The sequence below is a fragment of the Nocardiopsis sp. CA-288880 genome (assembly GCF_050955985.1).
Taxonomy (GTDB): domain Bacteria; phylum Actinomycetota; class Actinomycetes; order Streptosporangiales; family Streptosporangiaceae; genus Nocardiopsis; species Nocardiopsis tropica.
The window spans coordinates 7,306,780-7,322,179 of record NZ_CP192105.1; the positions used below are offsets into that span (position 1 = coordinate 7,306,780).

The 15,400-nt window shown below is 74.0% G+C and carries 13 protein-coding genes; 4 read left to right on the forward strand and 9 right to left on the reverse strand.

Going from position 1 to position 15,400, the window contains the following annotated elements; genetic code table 11:
* Positions 1 to 972, reverse strand: a complete 972-nt coding sequence (locus ACQPYD_RS31520) for a hypothetical protein (protein ID WP_433698997.1) — start codon at positions 970 to 972, stop codon at positions 1 to 3.
* 553 nt (positions 973 to 1,525) lie between these two features.
* Between ACQPYD_RS31520 and ACQPYD_RS31525 the strand changes: the two genes are divergently transcribed.
* The 4 genes from ACQPYD_RS31525 to ACQPYD_RS31540 all read left to right on the forward strand — a co-directional run bounded on the left by ACQPYD_RS31525 (position 1,526) and on the right by ACQPYD_RS31540 (position 5,901).
* Positions 1,526 to 2,053 (forward strand): SigE family RNA polymerase sigma factor, encoded by a 528-nt coding sequence (locus ACQPYD_RS31525; protein ID WP_330159334.1) that lies wholly within the window; start codon positions 1,526 to 1,528, stop codon positions 2,051 to 2,053.
* Positions 2,054 to 2,663: 610 nt separating this feature from the next.
* Positions 2,664 to 3,572 (forward strand): ectoine hydroxylase, encoded by a 909-nt coding sequence (gene thpD / locus ACQPYD_RS31530; protein ID WP_433698998.1) that lies wholly within the window; start codon positions 2,664 to 2,666, stop codon positions 3,570 to 3,572.
* Between the two features lie 209 nt (positions 3,573 to 3,781).
* Positions 3,782 to 5,194 carry a sensor histidine kinase gene (locus tag ACQPYD_RS31535; RefSeq protein WP_433698999.1) on the forward strand — a complete coding sequence of 471 codons (1,413 nt, stop codon included), beginning with the start codon at positions 3,782 to 3,784 and terminating at the stop codon, positions 5,192 to 5,194.
* Positions 5,188 to 5,901: a response regulator gene (locus ACQPYD_RS31540; RefSeq protein WP_433699000.1), complete on the forward strand. Its 714-nt coding sequence runs from the start codon at positions 5,188 to 5,190 to the stop codon at positions 5,899 to 5,901. The genes ACQPYD_RS31535 and ACQPYD_RS31540 overlap by 7 nt, the downstream gene beginning before the upstream one ends.
* Positions 5,902 to 5,950: 49 nt before the next feature.
* Here ACQPYD_RS31540 and ACQPYD_RS31545 read toward each other — a convergent pair whose 3' ends face one another.
* The 8 genes from ACQPYD_RS31545 to ACQPYD_RS31580 form a co-directional block, all read right to left on the reverse strand.
* Entirely contained in the window at positions 5,951 to 8,395 is a 2,445-nt protein-coding gene (locus tag ACQPYD_RS31545; protein WP_433699001.1) for an FtsX-like permease family protein, read from the reverse strand.
* Complete coding sequence (locus ACQPYD_RS31550; protein ID WP_433699002.1) at positions 8,395 to 9,144, reverse strand: ABC transporter ATP-binding protein; 750 nt, start codon at positions 9,142 to 9,144, stop codon at positions 8,395 to 8,397. Before ACQPYD_RS31550 ends, ACQPYD_RS31545 begins: the two co-directional genes overlap by 1 nt.
* Positions 9,145 to 9,293: 149 nt before the next feature.
* The gene (locus tag ACQPYD_RS31555; protein WP_433699003.1) at positions 9,294 to 10,502 is read right to left on the reverse strand and encodes a PLP-dependent cysteine synthase family protein; all 1,209 of its coding nucleotides are present in this window, start codon (positions 10,500 to 10,502) and stop codon (positions 9,294 to 9,296) included.
* 192 nt (positions 10,503 to 10,694) lie between these two features.
* Positions 10,695 to 11,471 carry an MBL fold metallo-hydrolase gene (locus ACQPYD_RS31560; RefSeq protein WP_433699004.1) on the reverse strand — a complete coding sequence of 259 codons (777 nt, stop codon included), beginning with the start codon at positions 11,469 to 11,471 and terminating at the stop codon, positions 10,695 to 10,697.
* A 31-nt stretch (positions 11,472 to 11,502) separates the two neighbouring features.
* Positions 11,503 to 12,579 (reverse strand): ABC transporter ATP-binding protein, encoded by a 1,077-nt coding sequence (locus ACQPYD_RS31565; protein ID WP_433699005.1) that lies wholly within the window; start codon positions 12,577 to 12,579, stop codon positions 11,503 to 11,505.
* Positions 12,576 to 13,337, reverse strand: a complete 762-nt coding sequence (locus tag ACQPYD_RS31570; protein WP_344181021.1) for an ABC transporter permease — start codon at positions 13,335 to 13,337, stop codon at positions 12,576 to 12,578. Before ACQPYD_RS31570 ends, ACQPYD_RS31565 begins: the two co-directional genes overlap by 4 nt.
* Entirely contained in the window at positions 13,334 to 14,191 is an 858-nt protein-coding gene (locus tag ACQPYD_RS31575) for an ABC transporter permease subunit (RefSeq protein WP_433699006.1), read from the reverse strand. The genes ACQPYD_RS31570 and ACQPYD_RS31575 overlap by 4 nt, the downstream gene beginning before the upstream one ends.
* Entirely contained in the window at positions 14,191 to 15,237 is a 1,047-nt protein-coding gene (locus ACQPYD_RS31580) for an extracellular solute-binding protein (RefSeq protein WP_433699007.1), read from the reverse strand. Before ACQPYD_RS31580 ends, ACQPYD_RS31575 begins: the two co-directional genes overlap by 1 nt.
* Between the last annotated feature and the right edge of the window lie 163 nt (positions 15,238 to 15,400).

A 15,400-nucleotide genomic window follows, 5' to 3' on the forward strand; every position in this document is an offset into this window, starting at 1 on the left:
TCATCCCTCCCCGTTGTGGACCGTCATGGTCGCGTTGAAGCAGCCGTCCTCCAGAAGCCCCCCGAGCGCGACGAACGCGGTCATGGTGAGGGAGGCGATCCGTCCCGCCCCCTGCCCCCCGCAGGCGGGGCACAGGTCGCACAGCCAGCTGTCGGCGGCGGCGCAGTCCACGACGGGGAGCACGGCCGTGTCCCTCGTGCAGTCGTTACGCAGGTTCGGCGTCGCACCGGCGGACAGCAGCGGAAGCGGCACGCAGGAGGTGCGCCGGTCGCACTCCGCGTCGTGGCCGACGGGGTCGAGGGCCGGATAGGCGAGGCCGTCGACGCGTGCGCGCGGGTCCAGGTGGGACGAGCGCCCCCAGGCGGGGTCGTACCAGGTGGCGATGCCGCTGAGCGTGGTGGAGTGGCGGGGTGTGGGCGGCCTCGGCGGTGTGGCGCTGAGCGGGTAGGGCGGCTGCGTCGTGGCGGGTCGGGCGGCCCACACGGCCCCTTCGCGCCAGACCCCGACGGCGTCGAAGACGTAGCCGGGTTCCAGGCGCGGGTGGCGGACGGCGATGCGGCCCGAGGTGCGGTAGGGGAGGACCACGGTCGTGCGGGGACGGCCGTGTCCGGGGTCGATCTCCAGGGTCTCGCCCTCGCGGCCGACGATGACGCCGGTCGCCCGGGCGGCCTGGGCCCACACGCGTTCGGCGACGAGGCGGCCGTCCCGTGAGCAGAGCACCACGGCGTCGTCGCCGTCCCTCAGGTCGTCGGGCCGGACCTCGCCCCCGCGCCAGAACGCGGTGGCGCGGTCGTACAGGAACCGTTCCTCGCCCCGGGGCGTGGCCAGGCAGAGCATGTGCGTGGTGGCGCCGACGACCACGCCGCGCACGACGCGGTCGCCCAACGGTGTGGGTTCGAGCGCGGTCTCGGGGCCGAGCACCGCCGCGGTGAACCTTCTGCGGTCCCTTCCGCTGTCCGTCATCACTGACATGTCGTCTGCGCCCCCTTGTCACCCGACTCGTCACTCTCTGCCCATTGTCCCGATCGGAACCGCCGGCCACCGGCCACACGCCGACACGCACCTGTTCGGGTGGTCCGCATGTCCCGGCCATTGCTCGCGGCGACCTTCCGGAAGCCGGTGCGTCCGGGGCAGTGCCCCATGCGGACCATCCACCATGATGACCGCATGCAGCCGCTTGAGTACAGCTTGTGGCTGCAAAGTCGCAGATAGACCCGATACACACCGATAGATCCACAAAAATGACCAAGAGTCTGCGCGCCGCCCCGCCCTCGCGCCACCGGGGACCCCTCCCCCGCACACCGGCCGGGGCGGCGCCCGGCGGCCGACCGCGCGCGACCGGCCTCCCGCGGCGCCCCCGGCGTGTTCGGGGGTCCGGTCCGGGGCCGCCGCCCGACGGGACCGTCCCTCCATGGCGTGCCGTTGACCGGCACATGGAGCACAGGTGCCCGGAGATTTGCGTTCGCTGTGTGACAGTGAGGGGAAGAAAGCATGACAAAGCAGCACGCAGCGCCTGTGAGAGTCGGTGGTCGGCGTGACAGGAACTACCCGGACCCCCAGGTACGACGAGTTCAGCCGCTACGTGGCCGAGCGCGGCCCAGCCCTGCTGCGGATGGCCCGCTCCCTCACCAACAACCTCGCCGACGCCGAGGACCTGCTCCAGGCCGCCCTCGTGAAGACCTTCCTCTCCTGGGAGCGGATCGCCGACCCGAAGGCCCGCGACGGATACGTGCGCCGGGCGATGGTCAACACGCAGATCTCCGAGTGGCGCCGCAAACGGCTGGACGTCTACCCCACCGACGACATCCCCGAGCAGCGCGTGGACGACCCCACCTGGCGCAGCGACCTCGCCGACGTGGTCGGGCGGGCCATCGAACGCCTCCCCGACCGCCAGCGCACCACGGTCGTCCTCCGCTACTACGACGACCTCACCGAGGTGCAGATCGCCGCCCGGATGGGCGTCACGCTCGGCACCGTGAAGAGCACCCTGTCCCGGGCCGTGGACAAGCTGCGACGCGACGCCGACCTCGTCATCGAGCGCGCCGTCAACTGACCCGCGGACACCGGCCGCACGGCGGGCAGACCTCCCGCGGCCCCGTCCCGCCCTCCCCGGAGGCGGAGCGGCACAGACCCGAGGGGGCGCGCCCCGGGCCCCACGCGCCCGTCCGGACGGACGCCGGGAGGAAATTCGCAGGCAGTGCCGGACGGCGCCCGCGAACAGGGCCGATACGGCAGAGTCGGCATGACACCGTGATCGGATCTTCCGGTCACCCTGGGAGAAACCACCGACACCCTCCGGCATGATTATCGGCGTTCCCGGCGGGCATGGCCTGGTCCGGCGGGTGGAACTGCGGACCGGCGGAGGGCGCCCGCGCGGCCCGGTTCCCGTTGCGGGGCGCCGGCGGCCACGGACCGGCCACCGCCGGCCCCGGAGGGGGTCGACGGTGTCGTCGGCCCGGGCCGACGTCGGCGCCCCACGAGGAACCGCACCGCGCAGGAGTCCCGGACGGCCCCGCGACACCGCGCCGACCGCGCCTCCGGCCGATCGCGGCGGAATCCGGTTCCGCCGGGCCCGGGGGCCGTGGCCGGGCGCGAGGCGCCCCGGACCGCAACCGTCCGCCGACGAGGAAAAACGACGGGCACCGAGAAAGGAGAGGCGTCCCATGACCCTGGTAGACGTCCACATCCAAGATCGATATCCGACACGCGTCGAGTCCGGTTCCGACCGGAAGTGGATCACCAGCGACGAACCGACCGTCCGATCCGGCGCACAGGAGGGACCGGCCTCCGCCGAAGAGCTCGCCGAACACACCCGCAACGGATTCCACATCCAGCGGGACCTGCTGTCCGACCAGGAGGTCGGCTCCTGCCTGGACGAGCTCAAGGCGATGACCGACGACCCGGCGATCCGCTCCGACGAGCGCACGATCATCGAGCCCGCCTCCGAGGAGGTCCGCTCGGTGTTCGACGCCCACCTGTTGAGCGATCGCATCGCCCGTCTGATCCGGGAACCCCGGATCCTCGACAGGGCGCGCCAGATCCTCGGCTCCGAGGTCTACGTGCACCAGAGCCGGGTCAACTTCATGCCCGGCTTCCGGGGCACCGGCTTCTACTGGCACTCGGACTTCGAGACCTGGCACGCCGAGGACGGCATGGCCGACATGGCGGCCGTCAGCATGTCCATCGGGTTGACCGACAACCATCCGTTCAACGGCGGGCTGATGCTGATGCCGGGCGCCCACCGGACGTTCGTCCCGTGTCTGGGCCGCACGCCGGACGACAACTACAGGTCCTCGCTGAAGGCCCAGAAGGTCGGCGTCCCGCAGGAGGAGGACATCGCCGAGCTGGCCCGGCGCCACGGGATCGAGCAGTTCACCGGCCCGAGCGGGTCGGCGCTGTGGTTCGACTGCAACAGCATGCACGGATCAGGGAACAACATCACCCCGTACCCGCGCTCGAACATCTTCGTGGTGTTCAACAGTGTGGAGAACGCTCTGGTCGAGCCGTTCGCCGCGCGGGAGCGCCGGCCCGGGTTCGTCGCCTCGCGCGACTTCACGCCGCTGAGGGCCTGACCGGGGACGTCGCGCCCGAGGACGGCCGCGAGCGCGACCGCCCGGCCCGCCGGAGGGCGGGCCGGGCGCCCCGGACACGGACGGCGCCCCGCCGCGACTCCGCTTCCCCCTCCCCCGCCCCCCGAGGGCCCGGCCCCGGCGGCCCCGCACGGCGCGTACCCGACTTTCGTCAGATGACGGGACCGGCGTCGGGCGTTACCTTCCGAGATATGAGAACCTCCCCGGCAGCGATCCCTCCCGGACACACCGCCCTGGCGTGCTCGGTCCTCACGGCCGCGGCGGCTCCCGCCTGGCCCCTCCTGTTCCTCCTCCTCCCGCTGCCCGTGCTGCTCACCGGCCGCCTGTCCCCGGACCCGCGTCCCGCGGTCGCCGTGTACGCGGCCGCCGTGGCGGCCGGGGCGGGATGGCTCCTGTGGTCCGGCCAGCCCCTCGGACTGTGGATCACCGGTGGCGCGCTCATGCTGTTCGCCGTCCCCCTGCCCTGGCTGGTGGGCCTGTACCTGCGCAACGCCGCCGCCCTGGAGGAGGCGGGCTGGGAGCGGGCCCGGATCCTGGAGGACGGGGCCCGGCTCGTCGCCGAACGCGCCCGGATGCGCGAGCGCTCCCGCATCGCCGGCGACCTCCACGACGCCGTGGGCCACGAGCTCAGCCTGCTGTCGCTGCGCGCCGGCGCCCTGGAGATGGCGGAGGACCTGTCCGGGCGGCGGCGCGCGGAGGCGGCCGAACTCCGCGAGGCCGCGGCGCGTGCGGCCGACCGCCTGGCGGAGGCGCTCGGGGTGCTGCGGGTCGACGGCGGGGCGGCCCCCCTCCGCCCGGCGGACGACAGCCTCACCGCCCTGGTGGAGCGTGCCAGGGCGTCCGGGATGGACGTGGAGCTGAGCCAGGAGGAACACGCGCGAACACTGCCCGTGCTGGTGGACAGGGCCGTGCACCGGGTGGTCCAGGAGGGCCTGACCAACGCCGCCCGGCACGCCCCGGGGGCGGCCGTGCGGGTCGGGGTCTCGACGGGGGACGGCGAGGTACGGGTCCGCGTCGTCGGATCCGCGCCCGAGGAGGGGACCCCACGAGTCCACGGGGTGGGTGGCGGAACCGGGCTGGTGAGCCTTCGCGAACGGGTCAGGCTCGTCGGAGGCGCCTTCCACGCCGGGCCGGAGGGGCGCGGCTGGGCGGTGACGGCCCGCCTGCCGCTGCACGGCCGGCCGCGCCCCGAAGCGCCGGGGTCGCGGGACGGGGGCACGGAGGCCCCTCGACCGGACACCCACCGGCGGGCCCGCCGACGCACCGCGTGGGCGCTGGGCCTGGTCGCGGGCACGCCCCCGGCGGCGGCCCTCGTGGGATACGCGCTGGTCCTCGCGCTCACCGCGTACCGCGCCTCGACCGCCGCCCTGGACCCCGAGGTCTTCGAGCGGTTGCGCCCCGGCCAGGACCGGGCCGAGGTGGAGGCGGTCCTGCCCGAGGGCCGGCTGGACGGGGGGCCGCTCGCCGGGGAGGCGGGCGGGGCCCGTCCGGGCCTGGACTGCGGCCTGTACAGGTCGAGCCCGAACGTGTTCGACGAACACGACCGGTACCGGCTGTGCTTCGACTCCGAGACGCTCGTGTCGGCCGAGGTGGTGACGTGGTGAGGGGGAGGCCGTCGGCCGCGGTGCGGGTCCTGCTGGTGGACGACGAGGCGATGATCCGCGCGGGCGTGCGCGCGATCCTCGCCGCCGACCCGGGGATCGAGGTGGTGGCGGAGGCCGCCGACGGGCGGGAGGGCGTCGAGATGGTGCGCGCGTACCGCCCCGACGTCGTCCTGGTCGACATCCGCATGCCGGTGATGGACGGGCTGGACGCGGCGGCCGAGATGCGGCGCGTCGCACCGGGGACGGGAGTGGTCGTCCTGACCACCTTCGGCGAGGAGGAGTACGTGGTCCGGGCCCTCGCCGGAGGGGCCGACGGGTTCCTCCTCAAGACGGGCGACCCCCGCGAACTGATCCTGGGGGTCAGGGCCGTCGCCGAGGGCGGCGCGTTCCTCTCCCCGCGGGTGGCGCGGCGGGTCCTGGACGAACTGGACCGCGGCCGGGCAGCGGAGCGCCTCGCGGCCGGCGGGCGGGTGAGCGGCCTGACCCGACGCGAGCGCGAGGTCCTGGCCCTGCTCGGCGCCGGGCTGTCCAACGCCGAGATCGGCCGCCGGCTCTTCCTCGTGGAGGGCACGGTGAAGGGCCACGTCAGCACCGTCCTCAAGCGCCTGGGGGTCCGCAACCGCGTGGAGGCGGCGGTTCTGGCGCACGAGGCGGGCCTGGTCGACCGCTCCGGGAACGTCCCCGGCCCCCTCCGGGACGGCGGCTGAGGGGCCCGCCGGGGTCCCGCCCCCCCGGGGGGCGGGACCCCGGCGCCGGTCATTCGACGCCCAGCCCCTCGGCCGGGGCGATCCGCGCCGCCCGCCGGGAGGGGGCCAGGGTCGCCGCGAGCCCGACGACCACGGCGGCCGCGAGGACGAGTGCCAGTTGCGCCCAGGGAACCGCGACCACGAGGGGCGCGGTCCCCCCGACGACCGCGTTCACCCCGACCAACCCGTAGGGGACGCCGATCACGAGGCCCAGCAGGGCGCCCAGGACGGCGATGACCGTGGCCTCCACCGCGAGCATGCCCCTCATGCCCCCCTTGGTGAGCCCCAGTGCCCGCAGCAGGGCGAGTTCCCGCGTCCTCTCCAGGACGGACAGGCTCAGGGTGTTGGCCACGCCGAGGGCGGAGATGACCACCGTGACCAGGAGCATCGCCAGCGACAGGTTGACGAGGACGTCGAGGACGTCGGTGAGGCCGCTCCGCTCGCTGAGGGCTCCGCTCAGCGTGATCCCGGGGTCCGCCCCGGCCACCCGGCTCATCTGCTCGGCGAGGGCGTCGTAGTCAGCCCCCTCGGCGGCCGTGCCCCAGACCATGCCCCGCTCGTCGCCCGGGACGACCGCGTCCAGGACCTCCTCCCGCACCACGGGGCTCGCGGCCCCGGAGGAGGTGGCGAGTTCGGACGCGTACAGCGTGAAGCGGTGCGCCTCGCCGGCGACGGACAGGTCGACGGTCTCCCCCCGCACGGCGCCGAGCGCGTTCAGCTGGTCCGCGGACACCAGCATGGCCGGGGCTCCGGCGCCGTCCTCGGCCAGGTCCTCGGCCCCGGCGGCCCGGGCCAGTTCCGGGGAGACCCCCACCAGGGTGATCTCCCCCAGCCCGGCGACGTCCACCCGTTCGGTGCGCGGCGCCTCGACCAGGTCCAGGCCCTCGATGCCGCGGACCATGCCGACCGTCTCGGCGGAGACCGAACCGCTGTCCGCCCGCGCGCTCACGTCCACGGGGAACCGGTCGTCGAGATCGCCGTCGATGGTGGCCCGCCCTGTGCTCGCGGCCGTGGCCAGGGCCGTGATCAGCCCGAGCCCGAGCACCAGGGTGAGGGTGGCCGTGGCCGCCCTGCCCGTGTTGCGCCGGAGGTCGGCCCCCGCCAGCTCGCAGACGCCTCCCCCGAGACGCAGCAGGCGGTCGGCCCCTCCGATGAGGCGGGAGATCGCGTAGCGCAGGACCAGGAGGAGGCCGACGGCGCCCGCGGAACCGCCTGCGACGGCCACGGGCAGGTTCTCGGCGAGCATGCCGAACACCATCGCCGCCGCACCGGTGGCCGCCACGGCGAGCCCCACCGCGTGGACGGGTCCGAAGCGGACCCCGTTCCGGAGCGGAGCCGAGCGCAGCGCCTCGACCGGTGCGGTCCCGGCGGCCTTGCGGGCGGGGAACCACGCGGCGCACACGGTGGTGGCCACACCCGTCAGGAACGCCCCGGCCAGGGCCGGGACACCGACGTGCAGGCCGCCCCCGGTCAGTCCCATCAGCGAAGCGCCCGCGTACCCCGCGCCCACGCCCGCGACCACACCGACCGCCGAACCGATGGAGCCGACGATCAGCGCCTCGGCGAGGACCAGGTCGCGCACCTGGGACCGCTCCGCGCCCACCAGCCTGAGGAGCGCGGTGTCGCGGCGCCGCTGGGAGAGCAGGATGGCGAACGTGTTGGCGATGACCAGGCCGGCCGCGAGCAGGGCGATGAGGGCGAACACGAGCAGGAGGAGTTCCAACTGCTGGGCGCCGCCCGCGAACCGGTCCGCCGCCAGCCGGGACTGCTCCTCCGCCGTCATCGGCTGGAGGTCGTCGGGCAGGTCGGCTCCCAGGCTCTCGACCACCGCCTCCGGAGAGGTCCCGTCGGCGACGTCGGCCGTGACGCTCAGCGGGCTCTCCCCGGCGAAGAAGTCCTCCGACGTGTAGAACTGGTACTGGACCCCGGTCAGCGGCCGGAACCCGATGTCGGCCGCGCCGACGACGGTCATGTCGGTCGTTTCCCCGTCGCCCACGAGAAGGCTCACGGTGTCGCCCACGGCGAGCCCCGCGGAGTCGAGGGTCGGTGCGTCGGCCACCATCTCGGCGGCGTTCGCGGGCCACTCCCCCTCCGCCAGTTCGAACCACCGGAGTTCGTCCCGGTCGGAGACGCTGTGGAGGTTGGCGGTGGCGCGGATCTCGTCCGTGACGAGCTGGACGGTGCCCGCGTGGAGGGGGGCCGTGGCCGTGACGCCGGGGTGCTCGGCCACCTGTTCGGGCCACCCGGCGCCGGGATCGGCCGCCTCCGGGTCGCGGTCCACGATCACGTCGGCGGCCGACAGCGGGGCCGCGGCGACGACGCGCAGGCCGGCGGACGAGGTCGCGGCGAGCACAGCGGTGGCCGCCAGGAACAGCGTGCCGAGCACGATCGCCGACAGGACCGAGGCCAGTCGGGCGGGGTGGGCGGCGATCTGCGCCCAGGCGTAGCCGAGCATCAGGCCTCCGTCCGGGCCATGGCGGCCAGTACCCCGTCGGTGGTCGGCCGTTCCAGCGTGCCGTGGAGAGCGCCGTCGGACAGCAGCAGCACCCGGTCGGCGTAGGTGGCGGCGACCGGGTCGTGGGTGACCATGACGACCGTCTGTCCGAGCCGGGTGCTCGCCTCGCGCAGCCGGCCGAGGAGTTCGCGGCCGGTGGAGACGTCGAGGGCGCCGGTCGGCTCGTCCGCGAAGACCACCGCGGGCCCGGTCAGCAGGGCGCGGGCGACCGCGACGCGCTGCTGCTGGCCTCCCGACATCTCGGAGGGTCGGTGTCCGAGCCGGTCCCGGAGGCGCAGGGAGTCCACGATCTCGTCGAAGAACGCCCGGTCCGGGGAGCGGCCGGAGAGCTTGAGCGGCAGCAGGATGTTCTGCTCCGCCGTCAGGGCCGGCATCAGGTTGAACGCCTGGAAGACGAAGCCGATGCGCTCGCGCCGCAGCCGGGTCAGCCTCCGGTCGTCCAGGCCGGCGAGGTCCGTCCCCTCGACCAGCACCCTCCCCGAGGTGGGCGTGTCCAGCCCGGCCAGCAGGTTCATGAGGGTGGATTTCCCGGAGCCGGAGGGCCCCATGACGGCGACGAACTCGCCGGGGGAGAAACGGAGGCTCACCCCGGCCACCGCGGTCACCGCCGTCTCGCCCTCGCCGAACCTCTTGACGAGGTCGACCGCTTCGAGAGCGGTGACCTCCGGTGTGACGGTCTGCTTGTCCATGGCGCCTTCCCTCGTCGGACCTCTGGGGTCCCACGCTAGGAAGGCGCGGTGTGGCGCCGACAGTGTCGGCCGACGGGGGCCGCCCCCGACGATCGTCGGGGGCGGCCCGGGTCGGCGGGGGTCGGCGGACTCCCGCCGGCGCCCCGCGTTCAGGCCTCCCGGGCCCCGGGGACGGCCGCCGGCACGGGTTCGTTCCAGCGCCCGCTCGCGAGGAAGTCCTCCAGCGCCTTGGTGTACGGCTTCAGGTCCAGCTCGAGCGTCTGCGCGACCCACGTGTCGTCGTAGTAGTTGTGCATGTACCGCTCGCCCTGGTCGCACATGAGCATGACGACGCTGCCCTTCTCCCCGTCGGAGAGCATCTCGGCGACGATCCGCAGCGTGCCCCACAGGTTGGTGCCCGTGGAGGGTCCCGCGCGGTGGCGCAGGCGCGACAGGAGCAGGCGCATGGCCGCGATCGAGGCGGCGTCGGGCACCGAGACCATCCGGTCGACGACCGCGGGCAGGAAGGAGGGCTCGACCGCGGGCCGCCCGATGCCCTCGATGCGTGAGGGCTCCCCCTTGATCCAGGACGAGGGGTCCTTGGGCCACTGGCTCTTGGGGCGGCCCTGGTTGGCGACCCAGTTGGGGAAGAACGCCGAGTTCTGCGGGTCGACGACGCACACCCGGGTGTCGCGCCGGCTGAAGCGGATGTGGCGGCCGATCGTCGTGCCCGTGCCCCCGGTGCCCGCCCCGATGACGATCCACTTGGGGTCGGGGTGGCGCTCCTCGGCGATCTGCCGGAAGATCGTCGCCGCGACGTTGTGGTCGTCCCGGTAGTCGTAGGCGCGCTCGGCGTAGGTGAACTGGTCCATGAAGTGGCCCTTGGGGGTCTCCGCTGCCAGGCGGGCGGCCTCCTTCTCGATGTCCCCGTCGGGCCCGGGGTCCTTGACCTCTCCCCCGTAGGCCCTGATGAGGTCGACCTTCTCCCGGCTGGTGTTCTTGGGCACCACGGCCGTGAACTTCAGGCCGAGGAGCTGCGCGAAGTAGGCCTCGGAGACCGCTGTGGAACCGCTGGAGGCCTCGAACACGTGCGTTCCCGGCTCGATCCACCCGGTGCACAGCGCGTGCAGGAACAGCGCGCGCGCCATGCGGTGCTTCAGGCTCCCGGAGGGGTGGACGGACTCGTCCTTGACGTAGAGGTCGATGCCCCACTCGACGGGGAGCGGGAACTGGAAGACGTGCGTGTCCGCCGACCGCGTGGCGTCGGCGTGCAGCAGCCTGACCGCCTCCTTCACCCAGGCCCGCCTGCGGCCGTCGTAGTGGTCGACGATGCGCGTGGTGACGGGGCCCGCGTCCTGCTGAGTCTGTGTCGTGGTCATACAGCCGTGGCTACCCGCGCGCCGCCCGCAGGGACCGCCCGGGGACGGAACCCGCTGGTCGGGCTCCTGTTTCCGCACCGTTTCCGTGGCTTGCTCCCCGCCGTGGCGGAAGGTTTCGGCTGCCCGCTCCGAAGGATCCGGAAGGACCGCCCGGCCGGGGGCGGGTCGGGCCTCGCCCGCCCGGCCCTCCCCTCAGAAGCGGCTGCCGGGCCTGGCCACGCTCACCTCGCCGGGGAAGCCGCGGGCCGCGTGCCTCCTGCCCTCCTCCCACATGCCGGGGTCGGCGAAGTGGGTGAGGACCAGGTGCCCGGCCCCGGCCTCGGCCGCCAGGTCCCCGGCCATCGCGGCGGTGAGGTGGCCGTGGCCGTTCAACGCCTGGTCGTCGGCCTCCAGGTAGGTCGCCTCGCACACGAACAGGTCGGCGCCCTCGGCCGCGCGCACGACGGCCTCGCAGTACCCCGTGTCGGAGGAGAAGGAGACCACCCTGCCGTCGGGGTCCTCGAAGCGGAGCGCGGCCGAGGGGACGCTGTGGTGGGCCCGGAAGGAGCGGAAGGACGTCCCGGCCGCCTCGTAGCGGGTCGTCCCGTCCATGGCCATCTCCCGGGGCTCGAAGGACTGGGCGATCGGGCTGTTCATCGTGGGCAGCGTCGGGATGCCGAAGACCGCGTCGAAGGCGGCCAGGCGCGGGGCCTCCCCCGCCGGGTAGTACAGGGGGATGCGCGGCAGGACCTCGGGGAAGGTCCACCGGTAGGCCCAGGCCATGAGGTCCAGGCTGTGGTCGGCGTGCAGGTGCGTCACCACGATCCCGCGCAACCGGTCGAGCCCGTAGCGCGCGCAGTAGGCCAGCAGGGACCCCGGGCCGGCGTCGACCAGCAGGACGCCGTCGCCGGTGTGCAGCAGGTAGCAGGAGGCGGGGCCCTCCGCCGTGGGCGCCGTGGCGTTGGATCCGAGGATTTCGAGTTCGAGCACGGTTGCTCCTTCGTACGGTGACCTGGCGGTCTCAGGGGGCGGGGACGAGCAGGGTGGCGCGGCCGGGGACGACCGCCAGCGACACGGAGCGGCCGATCCGGGCGTCGGGCGGGACCCGGACCCCGAACACGTGGCCGTGCGCGTCGACCGTGAGGCGGACGGCGTCGCCGACGAACTCGGCGTGCGCCACCCTCGCGGTCACCGCGGCCCCGTCGTCGCGGTCGGTGACGGTGAGGCTGTCGTCGCGCAGGAGCAGGCGGGTGCGGCCGTGCCCGGTCGGCCCCGTCCCCAGGTCATCCGCCGGGATCCTCCACCGGCCGCCGAGTACCGCGGCCCCGTCCGGGGTGCGCTCCGCCTCCAGCAGGACCGCGCCGGCCAGGAAGTCCGCGACGAAGGCGTCGGCGGGGTCCTCCCAGAGTTCTCGGGGGGTCCCGAACTGCACCAGGGACCCCTCGCGCATCAGGGCGATCCGCGTTCCCAGGGAGAGGGCCTCGCGCTGGTCGTGCGTGACGATCAGCGTGGCGCACCCCGAGGAGGAGAGCATGGCGGACAGCTCCCTGCGCAGGCCGCCCCGCAGCTGGGGGTCCAGGGCCGCCAGGGGCTCGTCCAGGAGGAGGACGTCCGGTTCGACGGCCAGGGCCCGGGCCAGCGCCACGCGCTGGCGCTGGCCGCCGGACAGCTGGCCGGGCCGGCGTCCCGCCAGGTCGGTGAGCCGGGTCAGCTCCAGCATCTCGGCGACCCGTCGGCGCCTGCGGTCCGCCGGGAGCCGTCGGGCGCGCAGGCCGTAGGCGATGTTGCCCGCCACGCTCATGTGCGGGAACACCGCGTAGTCCTGCGGGACCAGGCCCACGCCCCGGCGGGCCGGGTCCAGGTGCGTGATGTCGCGCCCGCCCAGGCCGATGGCTCCCCCCGCGACGGGGGTGAGCCCCGCCACCGCGCGCAGGGTGCTGCTCTTGCCGCAGCCGGAGGGGCCGACGACGGCCACGGTCTCGTCGGGCCGCACCCGCATGGACACGCCGCGCACGGCCTCGGTGTCGCCGTAGCGGATGGTCAGGTCGGACACGGTGAGACCGGGCGCCCCGGTCTCGGGTTCACGGGGATCGGTCACGGAGTGCTCCTCAGGGCGCGCCGCCGGGCCAGCACGATGGCCGTCAGCACCGGGGCGACGAAGGCGATGAAGATGATCGACTGCGCGGACGCGGGTTCGAGCCGCTGTGTGGAGTAGGAGTCGAACAGGGCGAACGGCACGGTGGGCGTGGCGGGCGGGTTGACGAAGAAGGAGATGTTGAACTCGCCGAAGGAGAGGGCGAACACCATCGTCACCGCCTGGGTGAGGGCTGTGAGGCAGCCGGGGACGGTGACCGTGGCCAGGACCCTGGCCGAACCGGCCCCCAGGCTGCGCGCCACCCCCTCGTGGAGGCGCAGTTCCTCGTCCGCCAGCGCGGGCACCAGGGCCGCCAGGGTGAAGGGCAGCGTGAACACCACGTGCCCCATGACCAGCAGCAGCCCGCTGGGGCGCAGTGCCGCGTAGGCGCTCACCAGGGCGACGCTCAGCGCGATGCCCGGCACGGCCAGGGGGACGTTGACGAGGTATCCCGTCAGCCGGGTCAGCGGCGAGGGGTGGCGGGCCACCCACCAGGCCAGGGGTCCGGCGAGGACGAGGTTGACCGCCACCACCAGCGCCGCCACGGCGAGGCTCCGGACGATGACGGGGGCGAGCGGGGGCCAGGCGTGGGCGAACCAGTCGAGCGTGAACCCCCCGCCCCAGGGCCCCTGCGAGAAGTCGACGCTGGTGGCGACCACCAGGGTCGCCAGGATCGGGATGAGGACGAAGGCGCAGACGGCCCGGGTGACGGCGCGGTTCACGAGGCCACCGCCCGACCGACCAGGCGGCCCAGGCCGCGTCCGAGGACCAGCGCCGCGACGGCCATGGCCGCCAGCAGCACCGCCAGGGTGGAGGAGGCGGCCAGCCGGTAGCCGGTGGTCAGTGCGTTGGCCACGTCGAGCGGGAGCAGGCGGATGCCCTCGGAGAGCGTGGCGACCGTGCCGTACCCGCCCAGGGCGATCGCCGCCGCGGTGCCCCCGGTCTCGATGAGCGCGGGAAGCAGCAGGGGCAGCGTGACCGTGGCCAGGACACGCGCCTTGGAGGCGCCCAGGGTGCGGGCGCTCTCGGTGAGCGAGTGCGGCAGCCCGGCCGCGGCGGCGCGCAGCGGCCCCAGGACGCGGGGCAGCGAGAAGTAGACGTAGGCGACGAGGAGGCCGGGCAGGGTGTAGGCCAGGCCGGCGAACCCCTCCCACAGCGGTGCGAGCAGACCGGTCCTGCCGTTGAGCACGATCGCGAAGAACCCGATGATGATGCCGGGGAGGGCGATCGGCAGGGTGAGAAGGGCGTCGGTGGAGGCGCCTCCGCCCCCGGAGCGGTCCTGCCGCGCCTGGTGCAGCACGACGGGGACGGCGATCACGAGCGTGGCCAGGACGGCTGCCCCGGCGACCAGCGCCGACGCGGCCAGGGACTCGCGGACGGACGCCGAGGCCAGGGCGTCGGCGTAGTGCTCCAGGGTGGGTCCCCCGTCGGCCGGGGCGCTGCCCAGGCCGAGGGAGTTGCCCACCAGCACCGCGACCGGGTAGGCGCTGAACAGTCCGATGACCGCGAGGGCCGGGAGCGCGGCGGTCCACGGGGGCGGCGTGCGGAGGCGCACGCGCGCGGTGCCGGGGGCCACTAGAAGCCGACCTCGCTCTGGTACATGTCGATGAACTCCTGCTGCCGTTCGCCCTGTTCGAGGTAGTCGATGGTGATCGCGCGCTCGTAGTCGGCCTCGGGCAGGACCTTGTCCGCGAGCTCCTCCGGCATCCCGCCGACCACCGGGCGCATGTACCCGTCCGCGAAGAGGCCCTGGCCCCGCTCGGAGAAGTAGAAGTCCAGGAGCTCCCTGCCGTTCCCGGCGTTGGGGGCGCCCTCGACCAGGCCGACGATGTAGGGGATCTGCAGCGACCCCTCCTCGGGGATGACGACGCTGACGTTCGCGCCCTCGTCCCGGAGCTTGTAGCCGTTGAAGTCGGTGTCGACGAGGATGGGGATCTCACCCTGGGCGACCTTGGCGGTGGCGGTCTGGGCCGAGGTGGAGGCGCCGTTGTCCTTCAGCTCGGCCAGGTACTCCAGGCCCGGCCCCCAGTCGGAGAGGTCGCCGCCGAGCGCGTGGTTGACCGCCGTCGCGGCGGAGTAGCCCACGGCGGCCTGGGTGGGGTCGAGGTAGCCGACCTTGCCCTCGTAGGCGGGGTCGAGGAGGTCCTCCCAGCCTTCCGGCACGGGTGCGCCGTCCAGGTGGTCCTCGTTGACGATGAAGGCGATCGTGCCGGTGTGGACGGCCGTCCAGTTCCCGTCGGGGTCGCGCAGGTCCTCGGGGACCTCCTCCGCCCCCTCCGGCACGTGGGCCTGGAGGACGCCGGCCTCCACGAGCTGTCCGGCGAAGGCGATCCCGGTGTAGGCGACGTCGGCGACGGGCGCCCCCTTCTCCGCCTGGAGCGCGGCCAGGGCCTGCCCGGAGTTCTTCGGGTCGTTGGGGGCCTGGATCCCGGTCTCCTCGGTGAAGGCGGCCAGGACCTCGCCGTAGTTCCCCCACTCGGCGGGGGAGTTGTAGGTGATGACGGTGCCGCCGTCGCCGGTGGCCGGGGCCGGGGGGAGGTCGGCGTTGCCGCAGGCGGTCAGGGCGAGGACGGCGGTGATCGCGGCCGCGCTCAGGACGCCGCGGCCGTGGGCGAGGGTCATGGGGATCTCCGTGGTCGGCGCGGCGCCTGTCGGACACCGCTGTTCCGGATCGTGTGATTAAACGATTAATCAGCACTGTGACCTGCCATGACGCAAACGGTGTCCACGGCTTGAACTCCCGAGGAACAGCGCTCGGCGTTACCAGGCCCGCGCCGGTTCCGGT